At 28.1% G+C, this 24,407-nt stretch carries 18 protein-coding genes; 6 read left to right on the forward strand and 12 right to left on the reverse strand.

Going from position 1 to position 24,407, the window contains the following annotated elements; genetic code table 11:
• Window positions 1–3: 3 nt before the first annotated feature.
• From I1A51_RS11330 to I1A51_RS11370, 9 genes are all read right to left on the reverse strand, one after another.
• A complete protein-coding gene (locus tag I1A51_RS11330; RefSeq protein ID WP_394369308.1) occupies window positions 4–603 on the reverse strand; it encodes a CDP-alcohol phosphatidyltransferase family protein in 600 nt (199 codons plus the stop codon).
• 32 nt (window positions 604–635) lie between these two features.
• Window positions 636–1,178: a GNAT family N-acetyltransferase gene (locus I1A51_RS11335; RefSeq protein WP_196893976.1), complete on the reverse strand. Its 543-nt coding sequence runs from the start codon at window positions 1,176–1,178 to the stop codon at window positions 636–638.
• Between the two features lie 209 nt (window positions 1,179–1,387).
• Window positions 1,388–2,806 (reverse strand): WGR domain-containing protein, encoded by a 1,419-nt coding sequence (locus I1A51_RS11340; protein WP_196893978.1) that lies wholly within the window; start codon window positions 2,804–2,806, stop codon window positions 1,388–1,390.
• A 246-nt stretch (window positions 2,807–3,052) separates the two neighbouring features.
• Window positions 3,053–3,472, reverse strand: coding sequence for a hypothetical protein (locus I1A51_RS11345; protein WP_196893980.1), 420 nt, complete (start codon window positions 3,470–3,472; stop codon window positions 3,053–3,055).
• Between the two features lie 248 nt (window positions 3,473–3,720).
• The gene (locus I1A51_RS11350; RefSeq protein ID WP_196893982.1) at window positions 3,721–4,062 is read right to left on the reverse strand and encodes a hypothetical protein; all 342 of its coding nucleotides are present in this window, start codon (window positions 4,060–4,062) and stop codon (window positions 3,721–3,723) included.
• Between the two features lie 171 nt (window positions 4,063–4,233).
• A complete protein-coding gene (locus I1A51_RS11355) occupies window positions 4,234–5,811 on the reverse strand; it encodes a reverse transcriptase domain-containing protein (protein WP_196893984.1) in 1,578 nt (525 codons plus the stop codon).
• A 516-nt stretch (window positions 5,812–6,327) separates the two neighbouring features.
• Window positions 6,328–7,722 (reverse strand): retron St85 family RNA-directed DNA polymerase, encoded by a 1,395-nt coding sequence (locus I1A51_RS11360; RefSeq protein ID WP_196893987.1) that lies wholly within the window; start codon window positions 7,720–7,722, stop codon window positions 6,328–6,330.
• Between the two features lie 6 nt (window positions 7,723–7,728).
• The gene (locus I1A51_RS11365; protein WP_196893989.1) at window positions 7,729–9,375 is read right to left on the reverse strand and encodes a hypothetical protein; all 1,647 of its coding nucleotides are present in this window, start codon (window positions 9,373–9,375) and stop codon (window positions 7,729–7,731) included.
• A 6-nt stretch (window positions 9,376–9,381) separates the two neighbouring features.
• On the reverse strand, window positions 9,382–12,369 hold the full coding sequence (locus I1A51_RS11370) for a hypothetical protein (RefSeq protein WP_196893990.1): 2,988 nt from the start codon (window positions 12,367–12,369) through the stop codon (window positions 9,382–9,384).
• A gap of 748 nt (window positions 12,370–13,117) precedes the next feature.
• On the opposite strand from I1A51_RS11370, the gene I1A51_RS11375 reads away from it, so the two are divergent.
• Window positions 13,118–13,525 carry an RrF2 family transcriptional regulator gene (locus I1A51_RS11375; protein WP_196893991.1) on the forward strand — a complete coding sequence of 136 codons (408 nt, stop codon included), beginning with the start codon at window positions 13,118–13,120 and terminating at the stop codon, window positions 13,523–13,525.
• 98 nt (window positions 13,526–13,623) lie between these two features.
• Here I1A51_RS11375 and I1A51_RS11380 read toward each other — a convergent pair whose 3' ends face one another.
• Both I1A51_RS11380 and I1A51_RS11385 read right to left on the reverse strand, forming a co-directional pair.
• The gene (locus tag I1A51_RS11380) at window positions 13,624–14,910 is read right to left on the reverse strand and encodes a M56 family metallopeptidase (protein WP_196893993.1); all 1,287 of its coding nucleotides are present in this window, start codon (window positions 14,908–14,910) and stop codon (window positions 13,624–13,626) included.
• Window position 14,911: 1 nt separating this feature from the next.
• Window positions 14,912–15,277 carry a BlaI/MecI/CopY family transcriptional regulator gene (locus I1A51_RS11385; protein ID WP_196893995.1) on the reverse strand — a complete coding sequence of 122 codons (366 nt, stop codon included), beginning with the start codon at window positions 15,275–15,277 and terminating at the stop codon, window positions 14,912–14,914.
• 174 nt (window positions 15,278–15,451) lie between these two features.
• On the opposite strand from I1A51_RS11385, the gene I1A51_RS11390 reads away from it, so the two are divergent.
• From I1A51_RS11390 to I1A51_RS11410, 5 genes are all read left to right on the forward strand, one after another.
• Entirely contained in the window at window positions 15,452–15,769 is a 318-nt protein-coding gene (locus I1A51_RS11390; RefSeq protein WP_196893997.1) for a DUF6660 family protein, read from the forward strand.
• A gap of 86 nt (window positions 15,770–15,855) precedes the next feature.
• Window positions 15,856–20,163, forward strand: a complete 4,308-nt coding sequence (locus tag I1A51_RS11395) for a CusA/CzcA family heavy metal efflux RND transporter (protein ID WP_196893999.1) — start codon at window positions 15,856–15,858, stop codon at window positions 20,161–20,163.
• A 150-nt stretch (window positions 20,164–20,313) separates the two neighbouring features.
• Window positions 20,314–21,558 (forward strand): efflux RND transporter periplasmic adaptor subunit, encoded by a 1,245-nt coding sequence (locus I1A51_RS11400; protein ID WP_196894000.1) that lies wholly within the window; start codon window positions 20,314–20,316, stop codon window positions 21,556–21,558.
• A gap of 99 nt (window positions 21,559–21,657) precedes the next feature.
• On the forward strand, window positions 21,658–22,200 hold the full coding sequence (locus tag I1A51_RS11405) for a DUF6985 domain-containing protein (RefSeq protein ID WP_196894002.1): 543 nt from the start codon (window positions 21,658–21,660) through the stop codon (window positions 22,198–22,200).
• Between the two features lie 147 nt (window positions 22,201–22,347).
• A complete protein-coding gene (locus tag I1A51_RS11410) occupies window positions 22,348–22,923 on the forward strand; it encodes a DUF6985 domain-containing protein (RefSeq protein WP_196894004.1) in 576 nt (191 codons plus the stop codon).
• Window positions 22,924–22,971: 48 nt separating this feature from the next.
• Here the strand turns inward: I1A51_RS11410 and I1A51_RS11415 are convergent, their stop codons facing one another.
• Window positions 22,972–24,363: a choice-of-anchor L domain-containing protein gene (locus tag I1A51_RS11415; protein WP_196894005.1), complete on the reverse strand. Its 1,392-nt coding sequence runs from the start codon at window positions 24,361–24,363 to the stop codon at window positions 22,972–22,974.
• Window positions 24,364–24,407: the final 44 nt, after the last annotated feature.

The raw sequence follows: 24,407 nt of genomic DNA on the forward strand, positions 1-24,407 counted from the left end.
AGTCTAACCATTTAAATATTTATTTCTTTTAATCGTAGCGCCTTTTCGAATTAAATAAGCATGATAAGAACTTGGAACATCATGCGTCCATTTTGGTAAAATCAACGTGATTAAAATAACATCAATATGCGAAGTTAAACCAACAATAATTGTCAAAACAGTAGGAAACCCAGCATGATTAAATCCAATTAATGAAGTAAAAGCAATCAACAAAGTAATTCCCCAAATTTTAGATAAAAAAGCATGTGTACAAGTTTCTTTTTTAAATTTCAGCAAACTTACGACATAACAAGCTGCTTCCATTCCAATAATCGCAATGACAGCATACATATTTTCTTGAATTAAATGTGGTGATAAAATCCAAGTTGCAAATCCAATAGAAAGCCAGAAAAGAATATCAATTTGACTATCCATTCTTCTTAATTTTTCTGTGGAAATATTTTGTTTTCTAGCAACAATTCCATCTAAAATATCGGAAAACAATCCTAAATACATTAGGATTACAATAATAACTCGTGCATTTTCTCCTAAAAAATAAGCCAATCCAATGATAATAGGAACTAATAATAATCTAAATAAAATTAAAGCTTTTGGTATGTTTATCTTTTTCATTTTTCAAATAAGTATTTTCGTTTTTAATTTTCTACATTTAAAGTCATGGAAGTATAATCGTAAGAATTCCCATCAATTCGAAACATATCTTTTGTAGTTGTTAATTCTTCAAAATTCTGTTTTCTATACAAACTAATTGCAGGAATATTTTGTGACATTACTTCTAAATCTAACCAATAAATTTCTGGTTGTACCTTACAATAATCAATTACAAAATCGAGCATTTTTTGTCCAATTTTCAGTTTTCGAAACTGACTATCTACTCCCATTCCAAGTAAAACTCGATGTGAAGTATTTGGTTCCATTCGAGATCGAATATCAATATGACCAACTATTTGATTTTCTAAATTTGTAGCAATCCACATTTTTCTCCAACCTTTTTCAGCATATTTTTTCGAAAATCCACTTGTAAATTTTTCTTTCCAATCTTCTGTAATTATTGATTCTTCTTGTGTAACTGGTTGGAATAATTCTTTTTCATCTTTTCCATTTTCTGAAAGATGTTTATCTAAATATTCAAAAAAAGCTAAAAACTGTTCTTTTTCTAATTCGTTTATTTTTATCATGCTTCTCTTCTTTATTTTATTATTAATGAATAATATTTTACAAGTATATAAATAAATATTTCAATTATAGAAATAGATAAAAACAAAAACCAGTTTTAACCAAAATTAAAACTGGTTTTAAAAATATATTAATTTATAAGGTGTTCGATAACAAATCTACCGGTGACTGAGCGAAGCCGAAGTCAAATCTAGTCACATAAACAAAACTCCTAATTTAATTTATAAATATCTCCGACAACACGATAAAATCCTCCTGCAGCAACTTCTTTAATATCATCAACCATAAATTCTGCATTTTCAATTCTCAAATTCTTTGGAAACTGTACATTCCATTCATAATTATATCCAGAAGAAATCACACGAACTCTCAATTTCGAACCAACTTTCTGACATTTAAGCTTCACACCTTCTCTTGATTCATCAACAGTTTCTAAAATATCTGTTGCAATTACATCAATTTTTTGTGGCGCTTTAATATCTTTTACAGTAGGAACAGTTCCTTCTTTAGCTAAATTGATTGCTTCCTCACTAGCATCAATACAAGTCAATTCTCCTGAAGAAGTTACGATATAAAGTTTTTCATTAAAATATTGCATAGACAAAGCAGAAGAACAAGTTGTTGCCAATTTCCAAAGGCGACTTCCATCTTTGTCAAAACAATAAATCGACGAATTTGAATCTCCAGCAAAGAAATATTCGTTATTCTGAGAAGAAGCACAAGAATAAATCGTAGAATCTGCATTCATTGTCATTTGCTTTTCTCCAGCATTATTGAATAATTCCAGTTTTCCAGAACCAGTTCCAGCCAAAGCCATATTATTCATATACCAACCAAAAAGAACAGTTCCATTTGTCGATTGTTCCCAAACTTTATTTCCATCAAAACCATAATAACAAGTTACCCCAGTAGAATGCCCATGGAAAACTCTTCCAACCTCATCCAAACGAACCATCCAACCAGAAGAACCTTGACTTTTTTGCGACCATTGTTCTTCATCTTCATAATTAATACAAGTTACATTTCCTTTAGCATCAGAAACTGCTAAAAGTCCATTATTAATATCTAACCAATAAATATCAACATCTTCATTGATTTCATAAGCTAAACGAGGTAATTTTCCAGTTAAATCATATACATTTCCATCATCACAACCAACATAAATCCAATCTTCATCTCCAATAATACATTTCACACCATCTGGCAATTGATATTGATTTACAACTTCTCCTTCATGTGTCAATTTAAAAACTCTTCCTTCCTGATTTCCAACCCAACAATAATTATCATCCACATAAATTCCAAAAGCAGAAGAACCCGATTTAAATTTCCATAAAACTGGAGAACTTTTTGCTGTTGAAGCTCTTGAAGTTGTTGCTCTTCTAGTAATCGAACGTTTTTTTCGAACTCCCATTACAGCTTCTTCATATCCTTTTCTCTTTTTTGCATTAATTTTTTTCGTTGCCTCTTTTTGAGCAGCATCTTCTGTCGCAAAACTTTTCGAAGAATTTGTTCCATCTGTTCCAATTCTTCCATATCTAATTTTTAACTCAACTCCATCTACAATTACTTCATAAAATTTGTGTGCACTTCCAGAATCTTGTGATAATTCTAAATATGTTTTTTGCATTTTTTTGTGTTGTTTTTTATAAGTTATTTCAAATAACTTTGTAGTTAATTATTGGTTAGTTTTAATCTTTTTATTTGATGCAAAAATAAGTTGCTAAATCGCAATCTTACGTCGGAGTAGTTTTAAAAACACTATCTTTTCTCAAAATATAAAAGATTTTTAAAAATATTGTTTAAAATGTAGTTGATCTATTTTTATAAGTTGTAAAAATTAATTCTATATTTTTAAACAGCTTTAATAATAATTTTATCCTGCAAAAGATACATTCGCATACTTTTTATTTTTAAGCAATTTCGAGTTTCCAGAAGAACGATAAATCAAATGATCTACTTTAATTTCTTTCCAACTTTCAGGACATTCCGAAAAATATTTAAACAAATAATAATCTTTTAAAACTTTTCCTTTTTGTCTTAATATAATGGCAACAGGAAGCGAAAGACGCATTTCAAAAGTGGTAAGTCGTAAGTTATTTTCACTAATAACTTCTGAATTTTCATGAAACATTTCCATTGGAGATGAAAGTGAAGAATTCTGATCAATTGTTATGGATAAAATCTCTTTTGAAAGTACATTTTTAGAAGAAGAAATTTGTGCTTTCAAATTGTAACTAAAAAATAATAGAGAAATAACGAAAATCGTTAGGGAGAGTTGTTTGTTTTTGTTCATTACTAGTTGATTTTTGATGGTAAAAATTTTTCAGATAAATTTCTATTATTTATCAGTACAAAGCAAGTAATATCTCGGATTTTTTAAACCTTATAAATCAATTATTTCTCTTTTAAACCTATGCTTTTTCTAAAGTTTTTAATGACTTTACTTTCTTTTCTTACAAATTACTTTTAATCTCTCTTTTTCTTTTATTAATTTATATTTTAAATGAAATTATTTTTTATAAAGTGTAAGTTTGGAGATTTTTATAAATCTATCTTTAATTTTGAAAACATATTCTTTCCTTCTTTAGAAATTTTATCTAAAATAACCTTATTTTCATTCGTTTTTATTTCAACAACCTTTTTTTCAATTGAAAGTTCAATAATATCTTTAATTGCAATTTGAGTTCCAAGCAATGCTCTTTTTTGAACAATATTTTTATTTTGTGTTATCACTAAAAAATAAATAATTCCAATTAGAATTATAGCACTAAAATTATAAAATTCTTGCTTTATAATAATTTCATTAAAATCCTTTGTAAAAATTTCTATTCCTGTTTCTACAAAAGATTTTGCAAACACATAAAAGCCTATTAGTAATATCAATAAATATATAATTGAGCTAATAATTTTAAAAATTCTAAAAACTACATTTTGATTTTTCTCTAGATAAACTTTATTTTCTTTCTCTTACTTCTTGCCAATTTCCTGAATCTGTAAAACTAATATTTTCATTATCAATATTGATATAGAAACTTTTGTATTTGAAGTAGTGTTTCATAGTTTTTTTTTAGATTTTATTTCCTCATAAGCTTTTATTTTTAATTTGTGAAAATTTTTCCAAACATTACTATATTGTTTTTTTATAGAATTATCTTTATTAATCTCACTCATAATGTTGTCAGCTTTATGAATATAACTTAAAAAATTCCCCCAATCATAATAATTAGATTTTATATATTTTTTTTCAGTATTAGGTACTTTTATCCATTTCATCTTTCGTTTAGAGCCGACGTGTGTATATTTTTTATATAACCTTGTTTCATATAAGAATTCTGATGTCGAATTATTTTTTTTAGCAAAATAAGTACCTCTTTTAAAAGACCTATTCATTTTTCTATAAAATTGAGAAAACCCAGCTGTTTTAATGCGAATTTTTTTACCATCATACATGAACCCTAAATATTCTAATTGTTTATTACTATTTAGTTTTCCATCTTCAAAAATTCCTCCATGAAAATTATTATTAACATCTAATTCATATCTATAGATATTAGTCTTACTCCTTTGTATTTCAAGTTTTGAAATAATCTCAACTTCTCTTTTAATTAAATTATAAAAATACTTTTCATCCTTCTGATCGCAAATAATTATTAAATCATCACTATACCTTTGATAAAAACCTTTTTTTGAATTTTCAGAAGTATTTTTATAAATTTTTTCATCAAAATCTAACATATAGATATTTGCTAAAGTAGCACTTAAAGGAGTACCTTGAGGTATTCCCTTTAAAACCTCCTTACCCATGTTCTTTCGCAAATTATCTTTGTAAGGTTTTTCTACTCTTATTAAATCTGTAGCCTCATTAAAAAAATCTTTTTTTGTACAAAATGCAACAACATTTTCTTTCCTCAAATTATATATTTTTTTAATATATTTTCTTTTTAACTCTTTCTCATTTGTATTATGTGGCTTAAATCTCTCTATAATTAACTTATTTTGAAACCTTTTAAACAAATCATTCTCATAAACATATTTTTTTGAAACTAAATTTTTATAAAGAGCATAATGATCTTTAGGCAATTCATTAACTTCTAATATTTTTTTCCATTGAGTTTTTAGTATTTTATGATCTAAATTATCAAAAAATGAGGTTACATCTGCTACAATTATTGATAATTTTCTTGATTTATTTTTTTCTAAAAAGTTAAATGCCTCAAATGCAAACTCAATATTTGATTTATTACCTTTTCTTTCATTACCTATTGGTATTTTCCTATAGGCTACTGGAGAATCCTTAAAGGGTTTATTTTTAATATAATTTTCATATTTATTTGTTAAAATAAAATTATAATAACTATATATTATTGAGTCTAAATGAGAAGGGTAGTATATTTTTCTAATCTTTTTATCACATACTGTACGCTCTCTTTTTCCAAACTTATTTTTAGATGCACTTTTAAGTGGTCTATATTTCCTTTGACTCATTGTACGATGAATCAAGGGCACAAACTTATGCTTAGCAATTTTATCAGGATTTTGGACATATCCCAAAACCCAAGCTTTGTCTTTTTTTTTATTTAAAGGTTTACCAATATGTGGGTACCTCTTAAATTTTAACCAATCGTAATCCATAACAAAAAAATTAAAGTCAAGTAGTCGTGGCTCGCTTTAAAAATAAATACAATCCTGATGTTGCTTCTTGAATAATACAATACACAACGCCACTCTTTAATAGAATTAAGTTACTATCTTTGCTAACACAACTGAATAATATCATGGAAGTATCAACAGAAACAATAGAACTAAAGCTCATTCCAAACATTATCCTTACTTCAATGGTATTGGTTGTATCAATGACTAAGATTTGGATGAATGGAATTTACCTTCACATGTCAGCCAATTCTGCATGTGGAACACATATGTGCACTTTACATAAAACGTATTCATCAGTCTTTTCTTGACTTTAATCAATTGGTAAATATCATAAATCATACCATCAAAAAAATAACGATTTAACAATATAATTTCACATAAAAACCAGACTATTTGACATGAAAACCAAATAAATTAACATTATTGTCAGTTAAACTGTCAATCTTTCAAAAAAACAGCACCTCAAAAAAAGGTGCTGTTCTGTAATATTTTTCTTTAAATAATCTCCATCTCTAATTTACTCTCCGCATAAGCTTTCATTTTCTCAAACTGGTCTTTATTTACCATTCGAATAAATGAAAGATATCCTTCTAAATAATGATTCGGATTCTTCCCAATTTGCTTTCTAGCTTCCTCTTCTCCTTTTAATTTAAAATTGTGAATAAAAGCTCTAAACTTACGAATATCTTTTCTTGAAATTCGAATATCTCCTCCTTCATTAATGATAATTCCTGTCACTGCTTGACGCTGATTTGGACGCATCACACGAGTCTTTTCATTATTAATCTGAAATCCTTCTTCCTTTATAATTCGATGAATCCAAGAGAAAAAACTTTTTAAATTTATATTTTCATCTTCCGTAGAAAAAACCAAATCATCTGCATAACGCGTATATCGAATTCCATTTTTCTTTGTAAAATTTTCAATACGTTTATCCATTTTTTTACAAATAATATTCGTTAATGCTGGCGAAGTACAAGCTCCTTGTGGTAAAAATTTATTTCCCATAGAAACATGATAAACTTTTTCACTCATTTGTGCTTTTACCATCACAGAATCTGTACAAACAGAAGCAAAAATCGTAGCTAAAGCTTCACTATAACCAAACGATTTAAACAAACCTTTTACACGATTAAACTTAATCGATGGAAAGAAATCTTTTAAATCAATTCGAACAACAACTTTTGCATTTTGGTGCAATTTCGCATTATCTACAATAGAAATATTCTTTCTGTAAGCATACGCTTTTTCATGTAATTCAATCTTTGATAAAATCTCATTTTGAATCCATTCTTGCGCAACACGTAATCGTTTTTTCGGTGCAGAAATCTTTCGTACATCTCCGTTTTTCTTAGGAATTGTAAATCGATTATAATGATCAATATTTGAAACTTTTTTATAAAAAGCCAACCATTGCCAATGTTTTGCTGTAATATTACTTTTAACTTCTAACTCTTTTAAATCAGAAATTACAGGCAATGAAGTAGAAGTTAATCTTTCTTCATTTGTTCCTTCATATTTTAATCCAGCAGAAATTTCATCTCCTAAATAAGAAGGCATTTTTTCTTGCTTTTCAGCTATTTTTTGTTTTCTTTCAGCTTCTTTTTTTGCTTTTTCTATCTTTCGTAAAGCTCTCTTTTCTCTAGATTCTTTAATTCTTTTCTCACGAATTATTTTGATATAAGGTGTGATATCAATATCTGAATCTAACTCTCGGTTAATCTTAAAAAAGCGATTGCTTAATTTATTATAAGCCTTTTGTTTATCAAGAATTTCAGCCATAGTTTCTTTATCCATTTGAAGAAAACCAAGGCGAATCATATCTTCTATTTCAAACGCTTCTTTTCCAACTTCTTTGATGCGTTCTTTCCAGTTTTTATCTTCTGACATAACGATTTAATTTTTTGATGAATGGATATTAGACATATTCTGAACAAATAAAACAGAAGCTACCAAATGACCACAAGGCCCCTGACGCAACTTATTTCTTCTAAAGAAACTACATGTACATTCTGCTTTTTGTACTTTTCCATCTTTATCTAATAATAATTTTGTTTTAAAAGTATTCTTTCCTTCAACTTCTAAACTATATTCATTAGATTCTACACCTGTAAATGTCACTTTTCCATCTTTATAAAGCGAAATCGCATACGAATTTCTCTCTTCTTCCTCCGAATCTTTCACCTCAATATCTTGCGCAATCAATTGTCTATAACGATATTGATCTACTAGATGATCATACATTGCTTGTCCACTTTTACACAATTCTTGTAAAAGTGCAGTTGCATTACTTTGTTCAATTTGCAGTGATTCTGCTAATTCTTTTGGGGTTAATGTCAGTTTTTGCATTAATAATTTAAATGCTTTTTCTGCTAAATCTTGACTTGCTTTTCCTGTAGAAGCTAATAAATCAAAATTTGCTTTTCCAGCCCAATCATTTGCTGTCCAACCAGAAAAACCAACATCCAAACGATGACCATTTACATCAACGCTCCAATACGAAGGCATTCCTGTTCCTAACATTTTAATATCTACAACATCAGAAAGTGTTAATAAATCTTTTAATACTGTAAATCGTTTTCTTCCCCAAAGTCTAACTTCTCCTTCGTATTCTCCATCATAAATCATCGTATCTTGAACTTTCATATTCCAAGGTTCGATGGTGATTTCTACTGGTTTTCCTTTTTTAAATTGGAATCTAAGCGAACGTGGACCATCTTTTTCTTTATTTCTTTCTAAAATTCCCAACACATTTGCCATTGTTTGTGTTTTCATTTGGAAATTTGTTCCATCTAAAGAAGAAGCAGATTGCACTTGTAAAAATCCACGAACCCACGTTTCAGGTAAATCAATTTTCTTTTCTACAGATTCTCCAATATCTGTTGACATAGAAACAGAATCATAAGTAACATTCAACCAAGCTGGGCGATAACTACGAACTCGATAAAGTTCATCTGCTAAAGGTTGGCTAAAATCAATATTTGTAGTTCCATATTCTGTTTTTCCAAAAGTTTCCAATTTATGAGAAGGCACAGAAACTCTACCATAAACAGATTCATCTAAAGAAAAAGCTTCAAAAATTACAGCATCTTTATGCACACTAATCACAGGATCTAAAACATACCATTTATCTTTATCATGTTTATAAAGCCAATCATAATATTTTCTTCTAGCTATAGAAACTCCTTTTTTTAATTTACGAAGTTCTGAATAAAGTGCATTTCTTTTAGCTGCAATGGTTTCTTTTTCAGCCATTAATTTCATTTTCTGCACTTCCATATCTCCAAGGTAATTCGGCAATTCTTTTAAATATTGCTCATAAACCCATTCTTGATATGCAGAATAATCTACTTGTTTTGTTCTCCAATCTCCTACGACAACCTGGCGAAGTGCCAACATCACGCGAGCATAAGAACCACTATCTTTTATTAAAGCATTTAAGTTTACTGGTTTTCTGTTTACCTCAGCAGAAAAATCAAAAGTACTTCCTTTTGCATCACTTTTTGCAGTACTTGGTTTTGAATATTGTTGTGTAACGTTCATAGAATTTTAGATTAATTTAAAGTTTGAAACTGAATTTTCATCTACTAAAGCCATTTTTGTCAATTGTAAAATCGCCCATTCCGCATCTTTTTTATCTTTTCCATTTGCTAATTCTAACAACATATCCGCATCTAAATCTGAAGAAGATTCTAAACGATTTTTCACTAATTCTTTCGTTTTTCTTCCCATATTTTTTTGACGCATCACTTGTTTATCAAAAGTTTTTGCAAATTTCATTGGTGTATTTTCTTCTGCTTCTAACATTGCTTCCGCAACTTTTTGCTGAATAAATACATCTGGATGCTCTGCCAAACAATCCAATAAATTCGACTCTGAATAATCTAAAGTTTCTTTACGATTTTCTACCATCGCAAAACCTCTTTCACGAACTTCTAAATTCGGACTATCACATAATGCCAAAATCGTATGAACTTCATTTGGACTATTAGGTTTTACACTTTCAAAAAGTTCCATTGTAAAATCTAAAACTTCTGGAATTCCACTTTCTGCTAAACGCAATAATAAATTAATCTCCGGTTGTTCTTCACGCATAAGTTCATATCCGTAACTTCTAATTTTTGGAGATTTATGAATAGTTATTTTAAATAATGTATTTTCATTTCTTTGAATAAAAGCTTTATTCTTTTGAATCCATTTTACTTGAACAATTTCTAAGAAAGGATTTTTCACCTCTAGAATAAATGAATTTTTCTCTGCATAAAGCAATTCTAACATTCTTTCATTTTCTAATATTCTATCTGTTTTATATCCTTCTGAAATTCCTTCTTCTGTATAAAATATTTCAAGAATTTTAGACCAAATATTTGTATTTTCTGATAATGTTTCAATTCTATTAAAAACATATTCTTCCACTTCTTTCCATGCAGAATCTGTTAAAATACCAAACCAACGAATCCATCTTTCTACAGAAACTTTTTCAAAAACTTCCGTGATAAAATCAAATCCAAAACTATCAATTAACGGAACAGAATTCTCTTCATTTTTCGCTGCTCTTTCTAATACTCTAATTAATTCAGATTGGATACTTGATTTCGCTTTATCATAGATTTCGTCTTCTTGTTCCAATATCAATAAAGTCCATTTTTTAAATTCTTCTTTATGATTACCTGTAAGATTTGAAACGATATGTTCAATGAAAACAGCATTATTTCTTTTCTTTAAAGCAGCTCTTGTATATTTTAAAATAATTGACCAAAGATTTTCTGTATTATTCAATAAAACTCCAAAAGATTCTATAATTAAATCAGAAGACCAATAAGCAGACATTTCTCCTACAATATTTTCAAAAACTTTTTTGTTTTCTAATAAATTTATAATGAAAGATTCTGTTTTAAAATATGCAATAAAACTAAGCATATCTTCTCCATAATAAATCTTCGCAATTCCACCATTTACAGCTTTTTCATAAATAATTTCTTCAAATTCTTTTATAGAAAAGTACAAAGTCTTTAAAGATTCATTCCAACGAACTGATCTTCTTATTCTTTCAAATGATAATAATTTCAATTCTTTTCTTAAAACAGATATTGCAGCAGGAATCTCTTTTAAATTTTCTAATTTTTCTTGTGAAATTCCTTCATTAGAAATCATATTTAGTATAATACTTCGCTTAACCATTTCATCCACAAATTGCCAAGTAAACATTTGAATTTCCTTATTTTCATGGAATAAAATAGAAGGTAAAATATTTTCTATTTCTGGCGTAAAACTTTGGAATTTAGATTGAAGTATTTTAAAATATTGCTCCCATTGTCCTGTATCTTCCTTCGGAACCAAATCATACCAAAAAGTCAATAGATTTTCTAAAGTATCCATCGACATCATGCTAAAAACTTTCGAAACAGATTCCGGATTTCCGTATTTAATAATTAATGAAGAAATTTCCTTTACTTTTTTAAATGATAAAGAAGTCAGTAAATTCGATTTCTCAATATATTTAATGATATTTTCATCACGTTTCTTCTTTCTTTTACCCGAAAATGCCTCTTTCTTACTTATTATGGTTTTAATAAATACTTTGTCAAATTCCTTTTTCTCAGACTTATCTAATTTTGTCGTATAATTCGCAAAAATCCAATTCTGATTTTCAACATTTTCAATTGTAAATGTTCTTGAAATATTTTCAAAAGAAACTTCTTTTCCCTCTTTTAAAGATTGCATCACTTTATTTTTTGCTGCAATTTTTAAATGATTTGATGGAGAAGCTAAACAAATTTTTAATTGTGAATTATTCTCTAAAACCGACTCAAAAGCAATTCCTTTTTCTCTTAAAACAAAATAGAAAAATTCATAAACATACCAAGGATATGTTGCTGTTGTTGAGAAAAATGTAGAATAATCAAATTCAAAATCTTTCCAAAACTCTAAATTCGGAATTCCCGTTTCATGATTTCTAAAATGCCAAAACTCAAAAAATACTTTTCCATTTCCATGATTTATATGTTTATAATGTTTTGACTTCCCATATAACACAAAACTCGTCGCAAATTTTAAACTTATTTCATCTAAAATTTCACGATCCATCAAATGATAATAAAAATCTCTAGAGGTTTTAAACGATTCTACATTATAAGAATGCGGATAAATCTGACCACCATTTAAAATTGTATCAATAAATAATGTTTTCTTAGAAATTTCTGTTTTCTTGATTAATTCCAAAGCTAATTCACAATAAAGTTCCTGATTTTCTGAATTCAAATTTCTTAAAAATCGACGAACTCTACGCTTCATATACCAAATCGTTTTATTACTTGGCTGTACTTTTTTAGATGTCATCAAAGACAAATTTTCTATCTGCAAAATCATTGAAGCTAACATTTTAACTTCCACTGGATTTGCTTCCATCGCTTTGTAAAGGCTCTTAAAATTTCTCCAATGATCTTTTTCTAAAAAACCATCAAAGATGAGAAATTGTTCTAATTTCTCCCTTTCTCTGTCATTTTTCGGAGGGTAAATTTCTTTTAATAAATCCATTTTTTTAGTTTTCAAAAAATCAATTTTAAAATATTTTCGCATTATATTTTTTTTTGGGCATTCCCCCTTTTCCTCCGCAAAACTTCAGAAAATGGGTCGGGCTTTCCGCTATATCTTTTGTTGCAAAACTCCAAGCAACAAAAGGATGCCGCTGCAATCCCTAATGCATATTTTCAATAAAACAATCTCAGAACAAATGTGTCAAGTTCACACAATAAATTTCTTTCGGAATCTGTAGTGTTAGATTCACCAATGGATATGGAAGTGAAATTCGAATGTTGGTTAAAAAAAATGCGACACTTAAAATTGTGTCGCATTTAAATATCTTTTTGAATTTTGTTACAAAATCTTTCCAAGTACTACCTTCAATCACTGTAGGCGTGACGGGGGTACTATAACGTACTATTGTACCTTAAGGAATGTCAATGAATCTCAGCATTACAAGGTACAATAGTACGTTATAGTACCTAAGAGTCACGCTGAATGTCATTGACGTGTAGTGATGTAATTAGAACTTTACTCCAACCATGGCGAAACACCATAGTATTTATGCTAACAAAATCTCTCATTGCAAATATACATATTATTTTAACTTTTAAAACGCTTTTTATATATTTTTTTAACAAAATTTCGATTATTTTATTTAATTATTTAATAATCAATGATTTAAAAGTTAAAATATTTTTTAATCAAAAATTAAAATCCAATTATATATTAAAAATTCACTTAAAATAAATTATATTTGCAGATGCTTTCGAAGAAAACTAAATATGGACTTAAAGCCTTAGCTTTTATTGCTCGTCAAGAGGAAAATGAACCTGTGCAAATTGCTACGATAGCAAAAAGCGAAAACATTTCACATAAATTCCTGGAAAGCATACTTTTAACACTTCGAAAATCAGGTTTTCTCGGTTCAAAAAAAGGAAAAGGCGGAGGATATTATTTATTAAAAGAACCTGAAAATATAAAAATGGTTGAAGTCATTCGTGTTTTAGAAGGTCCAATTGCAATGCTTCCTTGTGTTAGTTTAAATTTCTATGAAAAATGTGATGATTGTCCAGATGAAAATGCTTGTAGTGTTCATAAATTAATGATTCAAGTTCGTGATAATACATTGAAAGTTTTAGAAAACAACACGCTTGCAGATTTAACTTAATTTCTTTTCACAGCAAAAGACTTCTGAAATTTTCAAAAGTCTTCCTCTTCAAATAATTTTGAAGTTCAAAGGATTTAGAATTATTTAATTTTTTCTTTTTAGCAATTATCTGTTGGTTTATTCAATGGTCCAAAAAGTACTTTTACCGATTCTTTTGCAACTTTTGGTGGCGGTGCTGGCGTATTAGGATTTTTATCATTTTTTCCTTTGATAACTTTTATCGATTTTGATGTTTTTGGAGGAGGCGGTGGTAAATTTGGTTCTTCATCATTCACGTCCTTAATTACTTTAATTGATTTTTCATCTAATTTTGGTGGCATTGGTGGAAATTTTGGAAATGCTTCTACCCTTTTTCTTTGTTTTTCTGTCATTAAATTATATAAATACTTTAAACGCTCCACATCTTTCTTCTTAATTTTCATCTTAGAAGCTTCCATTTTATTATATTGTTTTGCTAATTTATTGTATTCTTTAATTTCCTTTTTACTAGCACCTTCATGAAACTCAATTTTTTCTAAATTTTCATCTTTTGAAACTTCTTCTATTGTACTAAAACTTAAAACTAAAATTGCTAAAAGTGGAAGAATTAATAAGTTTCTAAACCATTTTTTTCTTTTGGATGTTGTTGTTTTCATAATCAAAAACCTTTTTTTAATAAGTGAATAATTTATTGAATTTGCCAAATTTGGCGTTGTTAATTTCGTAGAAAAGGTTAACAGAATTTCTTGATAATGACTTGTTTTGATTCCTTGTGAAAGCACAGCTTCATCAGCTAAAAATTCATGATTTAATCGAATACTTTTTTTAACAAAATAGAGCAAAGGATGAAACCAGAATAAAATTTGAAACAATTCAATAAAAAGAATATCTAAACTATGTTTTTGTTTAGCATGTATTTGCTCATGAAGTATTACTTCTTTAGGAATTTTATTCGTTTTAAAATCATCTTTATTCAGAAAAATATAATTTAAAAAAGTATGAGGAATTATATTTTCTTGAAGTAAAACATGAATAAAATCTCTTTCTTTTTCTTTCGGATTTCTTTCAATTTTTAATATAATTGAAATCAAATTCTTCCCAAATCTTAAACTAAAAAATACTACTCCAAGAAAATATATTATCCAAAACATTTTTAGAAACAAATCCATATAAGAGAAACTTTGATCTAAAATTATATTTTCTGGAATATAATTAGAATTTATATTTTCCGTACCATTCACATAAACAGTAAACGTAATTAATGGAATTATAATAGATAGAATTAAAATTCCTATTAAATAAAAACGCTTAAAAACATGCATTTTTTCTCTTTCTAGAAATAATTTATAGAACAGAAAAAAAGTCAATAAACATGCAGTCGATTTTAGTAAATATTCCCAAATCATCTTATTTCTTTTTAATTTCTGAATCGATTAAATTTCTTAGATTTTCCAATTCTGATTTTGATAAATTGGTTTCTTTTGTAAAAAAAGAAGCAAATTGTGACGCACTATTATCAAAAAAGTTTTTAATCAAATTATTTACATACTTTGAAAAATATTCTTTTTTCTGAATCAGTGGAAAATACTCTCTTGATCTCCCAACTTGCTCATAATCAATAACTCCTTTATCTTGCATTCGTTTTAATAAAGTAGCAATTGTCGTTTTTGCTGGTTTTGGATCATCATATGATTGAATCAAATCTTTCATCAAGCCTTTTTCAAGATTCCATAAATGATTCATTAATTCTTCTTCTGCTTTCGATAATTTCATATTTTTTTATTTTTATTCTACAAATATAGAACAAAAATATTCAAATTCTACATTTGTAGAACAATTTTTCAAAAAAAAGATATTTTGAATGATTCTCTATTATAAAAGAGAACCTATAATTTATTTTATTCTAAAAAATAAATATTACCTTTGCAGAAGAACTAAGATTCTGTTATGAATAAAGTATTAGCTGTCATATTAAGTTTATACATGTTTGCCTTGACAACCTACGAATGTCAAGATACAGTTGATTCTCATACTTCAAAAAATGAAATTTCACAAGTAGAAAATACACATCAACATGACAATCACGAAGGTGATAAATGCTCTCCTATTTGCGTGTGCGAATGCTGTGGAATCGTTGTTTCTTATCAAAGTATTGATTTTATAGAAATTATTAATCCAGTTATTTCTATTTCAGATAATTTCCCTGAAATCACTTCACAAGTATTTATTTTTACTACAGATATTGACCAACCTCCGATAGTTTAGTTACTAAATTCAATGGATACATATGTCTTTTTCTTAATGGAATAAAGACAATTCAACTTATTGTTTATTAACTAAATAAATTTGATATGTTTAATAAAATCATCAAATTTTCTATACAAAATAAGCTAATTATTGGGCTGCTTACTTTTGCCTTAATTGCTATTGGAATTTATTCTATCAAACAAATTCCTATTGATGCTGTTCCTGACATCACAAATAATCAGGTTCAAATTGTAACAAGTTCTACTTCTCTTGCACCTCAAGAAGTCGAGCAATTTATCACATATCCTGTGGAAATTGCTATGGCAAATATTCCAGAAACAGAAGAAATTCGTTCGATTTCTCGTTATGGTTTGTCTGTTGTAACTGTTGTTTTTAAAGATCATGTAAATATTCTTAAAGCTCGACAATTTGTTGCAGAACAAATTAAAGAAGCGGAAGAAGAAATTCCTAGTGAATTTGGAAAACCTACCATGATGCCAATCACAACCGGTTTAGGTGAAATTTATCAGTATGTTTTAACTGTTGATGAAGAACATAAATATCAATATTCGCTAACAGATTTAAGAACATTTCAAGATTGGATTGTAAAACGTCAACTTGCTGGAACTAAAGGAATCATTGAGATTTCTACGTTTGGAGGAAAATTAAAGCAGTATGAAGTTGCTGTAAACCCAAGTTCTCTAAGAAATTATAACATTACAATTACAGATGTTTTTGATGCTTTAGGAAAAAATAACCAAAATACTGGTGGAAGTTATATTGAAAAGCAAAACAATGCTTATTATATTCGAGCTTTAGGTTTGGTTAACAACATTCGAGATATTGAAAAAATTGTTGTTACAAATAAAAATGAAAAACCAATTTTAGTTAGAGATATTGCACAAGTTCGTATTGGAAGTGCTCCTCGTTTTGGTGCAATGACAATGGATGGAAAAGGTGAAGTTGTTGGAGGAATTACGTTAATGTTTAAAGGAGAAAATTCTTCTAAAGTAATTGAAAATGTCAAAGAAAAAATCGAAACGATAAAAAAATCACTTCCTGAAGGTGTACATATTTATCCATATCTAGATCGTTCTTCTTTGGTAGATAGAGCAATTTCCACAGTTTCAACCAATTTAATTGAAGGAGGTTTAATTGTAATTTTCGTTCTAGTTCTTCTTTTAGGAAATCTTCGTGCGGGAATTATTGTTGCATCTGTAATTCCTCTTTCGCTTTTATTTGCGATTACTTTAATGAACATTTTTGGAGTTTCTGCAAACTTGATGTCGCTTGGAGCAATTGATTTTGGTTTGGTTGTCGATGGTTCTATTATCGTTGTAGAAGCTGTTCTTCATAGACTTTATAGCGGAAAAAATAGAAAACTTTCACAATCTGAAATGGATGAAGCAGTTTTCAATTCTTCTTCCAAAATTCGTAAATCCGCTGCTTTTGGTGAAATTATCATTTTAATTGTGTATTTACCAATTCTTGCTTTAGTCGGAATTGAAGGAAAAATGTTTGGTCCAATGGCGCAAACAGTAAGTTTTGCAATTCTTGGAGCATTAATTCTTTCTCTTACATATGTTCCAATGATGAGTGCTTTATTCTTAAAAAAGAACATTGTAATTAAAGAAACTTTAGCAGATAAAATCATCAATCTTTGTAAAAAAGTCTATTTTCCTGCATTAAAATTTGTTTTAAATCATAGCAAAAAATCTGTAGCAATTGTTCTTGGAATTTTTATTATTTCTGTTATTGGTTTTAATCGTATGGGAGGTGAATTTATTCCAACTTTAGAAGAAGGTGATTTGGCGCTTCAAGCTAGTATTCAACCTGGAAGTTCGCTTTCAGAAAGTATAAAATATACTAATAAAGTAGAAAAATTAATTTTAAATAAATTTCCTGAAGTAAAACATGTAGTTTCTAAAATTGGAGCTCCAGAAATTCCAACAGATCCAATGGGAATTGAGAATTTCGATATTATGTTGGTAATGAAGCCAAAAAGTGAATGGACTTCTGCTTCCAATCGTGAAGAATTATCTCATTTAATCAAAGAAGAATTAGAAGCAATTGTTGGTTTAGCTATAGAAGTTACACAACCAATTCAACTTCGTTTTAATGAATTAATCAGTGGTTCAAAAGCAGACATTGCTATCAAACTTTTTGGAGAAAACAATGATATTTTAGCACAAAAAGCAAGTGAAATTCCTAGTTTAATTGGAAAAATTCAAGGAGTTGGAGATTTATCTGTAGAGCAAACAAAAGGTTTACCTCAGCTTTTAATTAAATACGATAGAAATAAATTGGCTCGTTACGGAATTTCTATTGCAGATGTAAATACAATTATTCGAGCAGCATATGCAGGGGAAACAGCAAGTACTGTCTTTGAAAACGAACGAAAATTCGATTTGGTTGTTCGTTTAAATGAACAAAGTAAAAAGGATGTTGTTTTAGAAAGATTATTTATCAAATCAAATACTGGAGCTTCTATTCCAATAAGTGAAGTTGCATCTGTTTCTTATGAAGATGGACCAAATCAGATCTCAAGAGAAAATGCACAACGTAGAGTTACAATTGGTGTAAATGCTCGAAATCGCGATGTGGAAAGTTTGGTTTCTGAAATTCAAACTGTTTTAGATGAAAAGCTAAATTTAGCTCCTGGTTATTATTTAAGATATGGCGGACAATTTGAAAATTTAAACAAAGCAAAAGATAGACTTTCAATTGCTGTTCCTGTAGCACTTTTATTAATCATTTTCTTGCTTTATATCACTTTTGGTTCGGTAAAATATGCTTTACTAATCTTTACTGCTGTTCCACTTTCGGCAATTGGTGGTGTTGCTGCACTTTATCTTCGAAATATGCCTTTTAGTATATCTGCTGGAATTGGGTTTATCGCACTTTTTGGTGTTGCTGTTTTAAATGGAATTGTATTAATAAGTTATTTTAACTCTTTAAGAAAAGAATATCCAGATTGGACAATTCGACAAATTATTGAAGAAGGAGCTTTAGTTCGTTTACGTCCAGTAATCTTAACTGCTGCTGTAGCTTCTTTAGGATTCTTACCAATGGCAATTTCAACATCAGCAGGTGCAGAAGTTCAAAAACCATTAGCTACAGTGGTTATTGGTGGATTAATTTCCGCAACTATTTTGACACTTTTAATCTTACCTGCTTTATATCAATTAATGGAATCAAAAATGTTTCAAAAGAAAAAATTAAATAAAAATTTCATTGCAATTCTATTTATTATTGGAGCTTCTACTTTTGTTAAAGCTCAAGAATCTCCGAAACAATTAACACAAGAAGAAGCTATCGAAATTGCTATAAAAAATTCTGTTGAATTAAAAAATGCTATTGCAAAAGTTTCTATTGTAAAAGCTGCAAAAACGGAAGCTTTTCAATTTGACGCAACAAAATTTGCGTATCAAAGTGTTGGAATTGCAGAAAATATTGATGAAAATGAATTTACAATTCAACAAAATTTTGGATCTATTATTTCACAAATTCAACAAAAAAATGTGGCAAAAGCACAGCTTTCTTTTGAAGAGAAAAATTTATTAATTCAAACAAAAGAAATTGAAAAAAATGTTTTGACTTTGTATCATAATTGGGCAAATCAATATAAAAAATTAGAATTAATTGAAGCACAAATTTTAATCGTTGAAAAAGTAAAAAAGATTTCTGATTCCTTTTTTAATGAAGGGGAAATCGGAGGTTTGGAAAGAGATTTATCTTTATTACAAACTGTAAATTATCAAGCGCAACGCATAGAAATTTTCAATAATTTACAATTTTTAGAAGCAGAATTAAAAAATGTTTTGGTTATTCAAGAAAGTATTAAACCAAAAACTGATTCTTATAAAAGAAAAAAAACTCCTTCACTTGAGAAAGAATTAAATCCTGAATTTGAAGAGTTATTGGCCGCTAAAGTTTCAGTTGCAAATAAAAATGTGAAAGCTTCAAAATCGATGTTTGTTCCTCAACTAACAGCAAAATATATCAATCGAAAAAACACAAATGCAACTGGATTTAGTGGTTATGGAATTGGTGTAAATATTCCTCTAGATTTTTGGTCGAAAAATGCGAAAGTAAAACAAGATAAAATTAAAAAAGATCAAATTATTACGGAAACAAATGCTTCTAAAAACAATTTAAAAAATAAAGTTTCACAATTGAAGCAGCAATTGATTTATATGCAAAAACAATTGGATGAAATGGATCCGAATATTGTACAAAAATCAGAGAAATTTAAATCGAAAATTCAAACAGCTTATAAAGAAGGAGAAATTGATGCTTTTGAGTTTTTACAGAGTTTTACGACGTATTCACAAATTATGTTGAATTATTTAGATGTGATAAATAATTATAATCAAACAGTTATTGAATATTCTTTTTATGTTGAGGAGTAGTCCTTCGACTATGCTCAAAACCTTTTGATTTATTTTAAGGAAAACCTAAATAAATTAAATAATTTATACTAACACAAGAGATAATGAATACACTTTTTAAAAGTGTGCTAGTTTTTAAAATAGAAATCAATAGATTAAAAAATATAAAAAATGAAAAAAGTAATTTGGATTTTAGCACTAGGAATCATCTTTGGTTCTTGTGGAAATAATTCGGAAACTAAAGTAGATTCTCATGATAAACATGAAGAATCTGGACATAAAGATGAACATGAGGATCATAAAGACAATCATGAAGACGAACATGGAGATGAACATGAAGAAGGAAATGGAAAAGAAGTTCATTTGACAAAAAAACAATTAGAAATTGCAGGAATTAAAACTGGAAAAATTGAATTAAAACCTTTACAAGAATCTTTGGTTGTAACAGGAGAAATTCAGGTTCCACCAAAAAGTAAAGCGACAGTTTATGCTCCTTTGGAAGCTTTTGTTGCAGAAGCAGATTTATTACCTGGTGATAAAGTGAAAAAAGGTCAAAATGTGGCAAAATTATCACATCCAAGTTTTTTACAATTGCAGCAAAAATATTTAAAAGCTTTTAATGATTTTAAACTGGCAAAACAGAATTTTGATAGAAAATCGAATTTGTATAAACAAGAAATTATTTCCTTGAAAAACTTACAAGAAACTGAAGCAACTTATAATACTGCAAACGCAACTTTACAAAGTTTAAGAGCAAATTTAAAATTAAGTGGTTTACATCCAGAATCTATTGAAAAAAATGGAATTCAACAATCGATTTATGTAAAGTCACCAATTGATGGATATATCACAGAAAATTATGTAAATAAAGGAAAATATGTTTCGCAAAATGAGATGATGTATGAAATTATTGATACGGATCATATGCATGCAGAATTACAAGTTTTTGGAAAAGATATTTTTAAAGTAAAAAAAGGTTCGAAATTCGAGTTTAAAGCGAATGGAAATGATGAAATTCATATTGGAGAAATTGAATTAATTAGTAATAAAGTAGATGAAGAATCAAGAACTGTAGATGTTCACGGACATTTTGATGATTCTACGGAAACATTAAAATCAGGAATGTATATTGATGCAATTATTTATGCAAATGATGCAAAAAATGTTTATACAGTTCCAAATACAGCAATTTTTGAAGAAGCTGGAGAGAAATTTATTTTTGTTGTGAATGAAAAAGAAAAAAATTCATTTGTAAAAACAAAAGTAGAAACTGGAGTTGTACAAATGGATTTTACAGAATTAAAAGCAATTGAAGGGAATAATTTTAATGTTTCTATTATAACAAAAGGAGCTTATTATGTGAAAGGAGCTTTAATGCAAAGTACTGGAGAAATGGGTGGACATCACCATCATTAAGCAAATTTTCTTGAAAAATATTTAAAGAACAATCACACTGACATCATTTGGCGTGGTTGTTTTTTATTTTCGCCATGTACAACATAAAACCACAAGAAAATGTCAGTGAAAGTCGATTATTACAAAGAATGTTTAGATGTTATGACTTTAGAAGGAAAGCAATTAGAATTTGAAGAAATGGAAATGGAGATGAAAGTTGATTTTTCTAAATATAATTCTGAAAAAAATTTAAGACAAATCAAATGGAGTGATTGGATTCATTTGTTTATTGCAGATTCATTTACAATTGATTTGTCTGAAAAAATTCCATCGGATACAACTTTAAAAACTTTGCAATATATATTAGAAAATACAGATCAAATTATTGAAAATATTTGTAAGAAAATCTGTAAAAATCAAGAACTGATTGATATTTATGATGCTAATTCACCTGAATTTTCTTATGGAATTCCGACATATGAGAATCATAAATTAGCAACGAGACATTTTATGATTACTTCTTTACATATTTCTGAAAAAGAAAAAGATGGATTAAAATACTTCAGTTTTAAAGGAGAATGTAGTTGGGATTATGAACATGGAATTGGTTGTGTTCTTCATAAAGATGAAGTCTTAAAATTAGGAAGTTGGGATGTAGGATAACGATTACAAAATAGTATAAACCATATCTAATTAGATATGGTTTTTTTATGCTTAAAATCAAAATATATTTCATTAGATTGACATCAATTGGCGTAGTGAATTTTTATTTTTAAAACATGAAAATAATTAAAAATAAATGTTAGAAAAATGGGAAAAGCTTCTAATTATTATGAGTTTATTATTGATGAAATAACTTCAGGAGAAGAAGGAGAATTTAAAGGAGGATATTCAGAATTTGAATTAGATGTAGATATTTTTTTGAAATATAATTCGAAGAAAAATTTAAAAAATGCAGAATGGGATGATTGGCTAGAATTAAATATTTTAGATAATTATACAATTGATCCTTTTGAGAAAAAACCTTCCGATATTAGTTTAAAAACTATAAAATATTTCATTGAGAATGAAGAGAAAATCATTGAAAATCTTTGTAAAGAAATTTGTAATAATGAAAAATTAATTGACATTTACGAGGAATATTCACCAGAATTTGATAATGGAATTCCGACGTATGAGAATCATAAATTAGCTACAAGACATTTTATGATTAATGGCGTAAATATTTTTGAAGAAGAAAAAAATGGATTTAAATATGTCGGTTTTACAGGAAATTGTAATTGGAATCCAGAATATGGATTTGGTTGTGTTATTCATAAAGATAAAATCATGTTAATTGGAAATTGGAATGATGGTTATTATTTCAATGATGGAGAAATCAATTAAAATAAAATATAAAAAACCACATCTAATTGATGTGGTTTTTCGTTTTGATTATTCTAAAATCAGTTTATCGAGATAAACCTCCCCTTCTCTATTTTCAATTTCCAGAAAATAAATTCCGTTTTCTAAATTTTGTAAATCAATTGTTTTATTTAAAACTTGATAATCACAAACTTCAGCTCCACGATAATCGAAAACTTTAAAAGAAGCTATTTGTTCATAATTATTTATATAAATCGTTCCATTTGATGGATTTGGATATATTTTAAATTTCTCAAAAGCAGATTCTTCAATTCCAATTTGTACAGGGATAAAATCCACCATAAAACTTATATCATGAGTTTTATTTAAAATATGATCCGTTACTTCTAATGTTACAAGCGTATTTTCATGAATGATAGTTCCAGCTTCAGGAGTTTGAACAATTGTCAATTCTTCTTCTTGAGTAATTGTCATTTGTATTTGTTCCTCAGAAAGACAATTATAATTTATGTTTAACAAATCTGAATAATCTGGTAATTGACTTCCTGCTCCCGCAGAATCTTCTACTAAAAGAATATCATCATCAATTTCATCAAAATAAAAATCTGGCAAAATAAAACTATTTCCATTTAAGAAAACAGCGCTATCAAAAGCAGAATCTCTAGAATCAGCTATAACCATTTTAACATGGTATGTTTCACCAGGAATCACATTAATAATTGCTTCCATTGGCAAAGTTTCTCCACTATATTTTGATTCTGGAAGTTCATAATTATACCATTCTTGATTTTTTCCACCACAAGAAGTAGATTCAGGAATTATATTTGTTACTTGAACTGGAATATTTGTATTTGGAATTAAAGCAATATTTTTTCCACCTAAATCGATTAAAGCATCAGGAGTTGAGGAATCACCATCAATATCATAATAATTTGCAGAATCGATTCCTGGTCCACTTACAATTAAAGCAAATCCATCAGAATAAAAGCATTCAAAAGGTCCATATTCATTAGAAGCAAATAAATATTCAAATCGAACTTCATTTAAATCAACTGGAGCAACAAAATCAAATTCAAAAGTTGTTGCATTAAAACTTGATTCTTCCGTGAAAATTTCTAAATCATTGTCACCCAACCAAGCTGGCGAACCAACACTTTGATCCGTTCCTCCAGCAGAACCTGTTGTTAGAACAATTCCATTTTCAAAAGGAAAAGGCGAACCATTTTGTCTTTCAAAATAGCCGTAACTCTTCTCAGAATCTGTATTTGTATAATTTGGATTCGACACGGAATTTGTAAAATTCACTGTTATACAAGAAGTATTCGCAAAAATATCTTCTACTAATTGTTGTGGTGTGTAATTTTCTTCACCGTTTGCAAATGTTGAATTCACATCAACAGTTTGTGCTGATAAAATGGTACTAGCAACTAAAAAACTTAAGTTTAGTAATTTTCTTTTCATATTATAAATTTTAGATTTAACAATAAAAACCATTCCTATAGAAT

The organism is Aureivirga marina (genome assembly GCF_015767265.1).
GTDB classification, from domain to species: Bacteria; Bacteroidota; Bacteroidia; order Flavobacteriales; family Flavobacteriaceae; genus Aureivirga; species Aureivirga marina.

Excerpts from the sequence above, each read along its gene's own strand:
- I1A51_RS11390 (WP_196893997.1), top strand. The coding sequence starts at position 15,452 with ATGAATAAAGTATTAGCTGTCATATTAAGTTTATACATGTTTGCCTTG.
- I1A51_RS11355 (WP_196893984.1), bottom strand. The coding sequence starts at position 5,811 with ATGGATTACGATTGGTTAAAATTTAAGAGGTACCCACATATTGGTAAA.
- I1A51_RS11370 (WP_196893990.1), bottom strand. The coding sequence starts at position 12,369 with ATGGATTTATTAAAAGAAATTTACCCTCCGAAAAATGACAGAGAAAGG.
- I1A51_RS11345 (WP_196893980.1), bottom strand. The coding sequence starts at position 3,472 with ATGAACAAAAACAAACAACTCTCCCTAACGATTTTCGTTATTTCTCTA.
- I1A51_RS11385 (WP_196893995.1), bottom strand. The coding sequence starts at position 15,277 with ATGAAATTATCGAAAGCAGAAGAAGAATTAATGAATCATTTATGGAAT.
- I1A51_RS11365 (WP_196893989.1), bottom strand. The coding sequence starts at position 9,375 with ATGAACGTTACACAACAATATTCAAAACCAAGTACTGCAAAAAGTGAT.
- I1A51_RS11415 (WP_196894005.1), bottom strand. The coding sequence starts at position 24,363 with ATGAAAAGAAAATTACTAAACTTAAGTTTTTTAGTTGCTAGTACCATT.
- I1A51_RS11410 (WP_196894004.1), top strand. The coding sequence starts at position 22,348 with ATGGGAAAAGCTTCTAATTATTATGAGTTTATTATTGATGAAATAACT.
- I1A51_RS11340 (WP_196893978.1), bottom strand. The coding sequence starts at position 2,806 with ATGCAAAAAACATATTTAGAATTATCACAAGATTCTGGAAGTGCACAC.
- I1A51_RS11380 (WP_196893993.1), bottom strand. The coding sequence starts at position 14,910 with ATGATTTGGGAATATTTACTAAAATCGACTGCATGTTTATTGACTTTT.
- I1A51_RS11335 (WP_196893976.1), bottom strand. The coding sequence starts at position 1,178 with ATGATAAAAATAAACGAATTAGAAAAAGAACAGTTTTTAGCTTTTTTT.
- I1A51_RS11400 (WP_196894000.1), top strand. The coding sequence starts at position 20,314 with ATGAAAAAAGTAATTTGGATTTTAGCACTAGGAATCATCTTTGGTTCT.
- I1A51_RS11405 (WP_196894002.1), top strand. The coding sequence starts at position 21,658 with ATGTCAGTGAAAGTCGATTATTACAAAGAATGTTTAGATGTTATGACT.
- I1A51_RS11360 (WP_196893987.1), bottom strand. The coding sequence starts at position 7,722 with ATGTCAGAAGATAAAAACTGGAAAGAACGCATCAAAGAAGTTGGAAAA.
- I1A51_RS11395 (WP_196893999.1), top strand. The coding sequence starts at position 15,856 with ATGTTTAATAAAATCATCAAATTTTCTATACAAAATAAGCTAATTATT.
- I1A51_RS11375 (WP_196893991.1), top strand. The coding sequence starts at position 13,118 with ATGCTTTCGAAGAAAACTAAATATGGACTTAAAGCCTTAGCTTTTATT.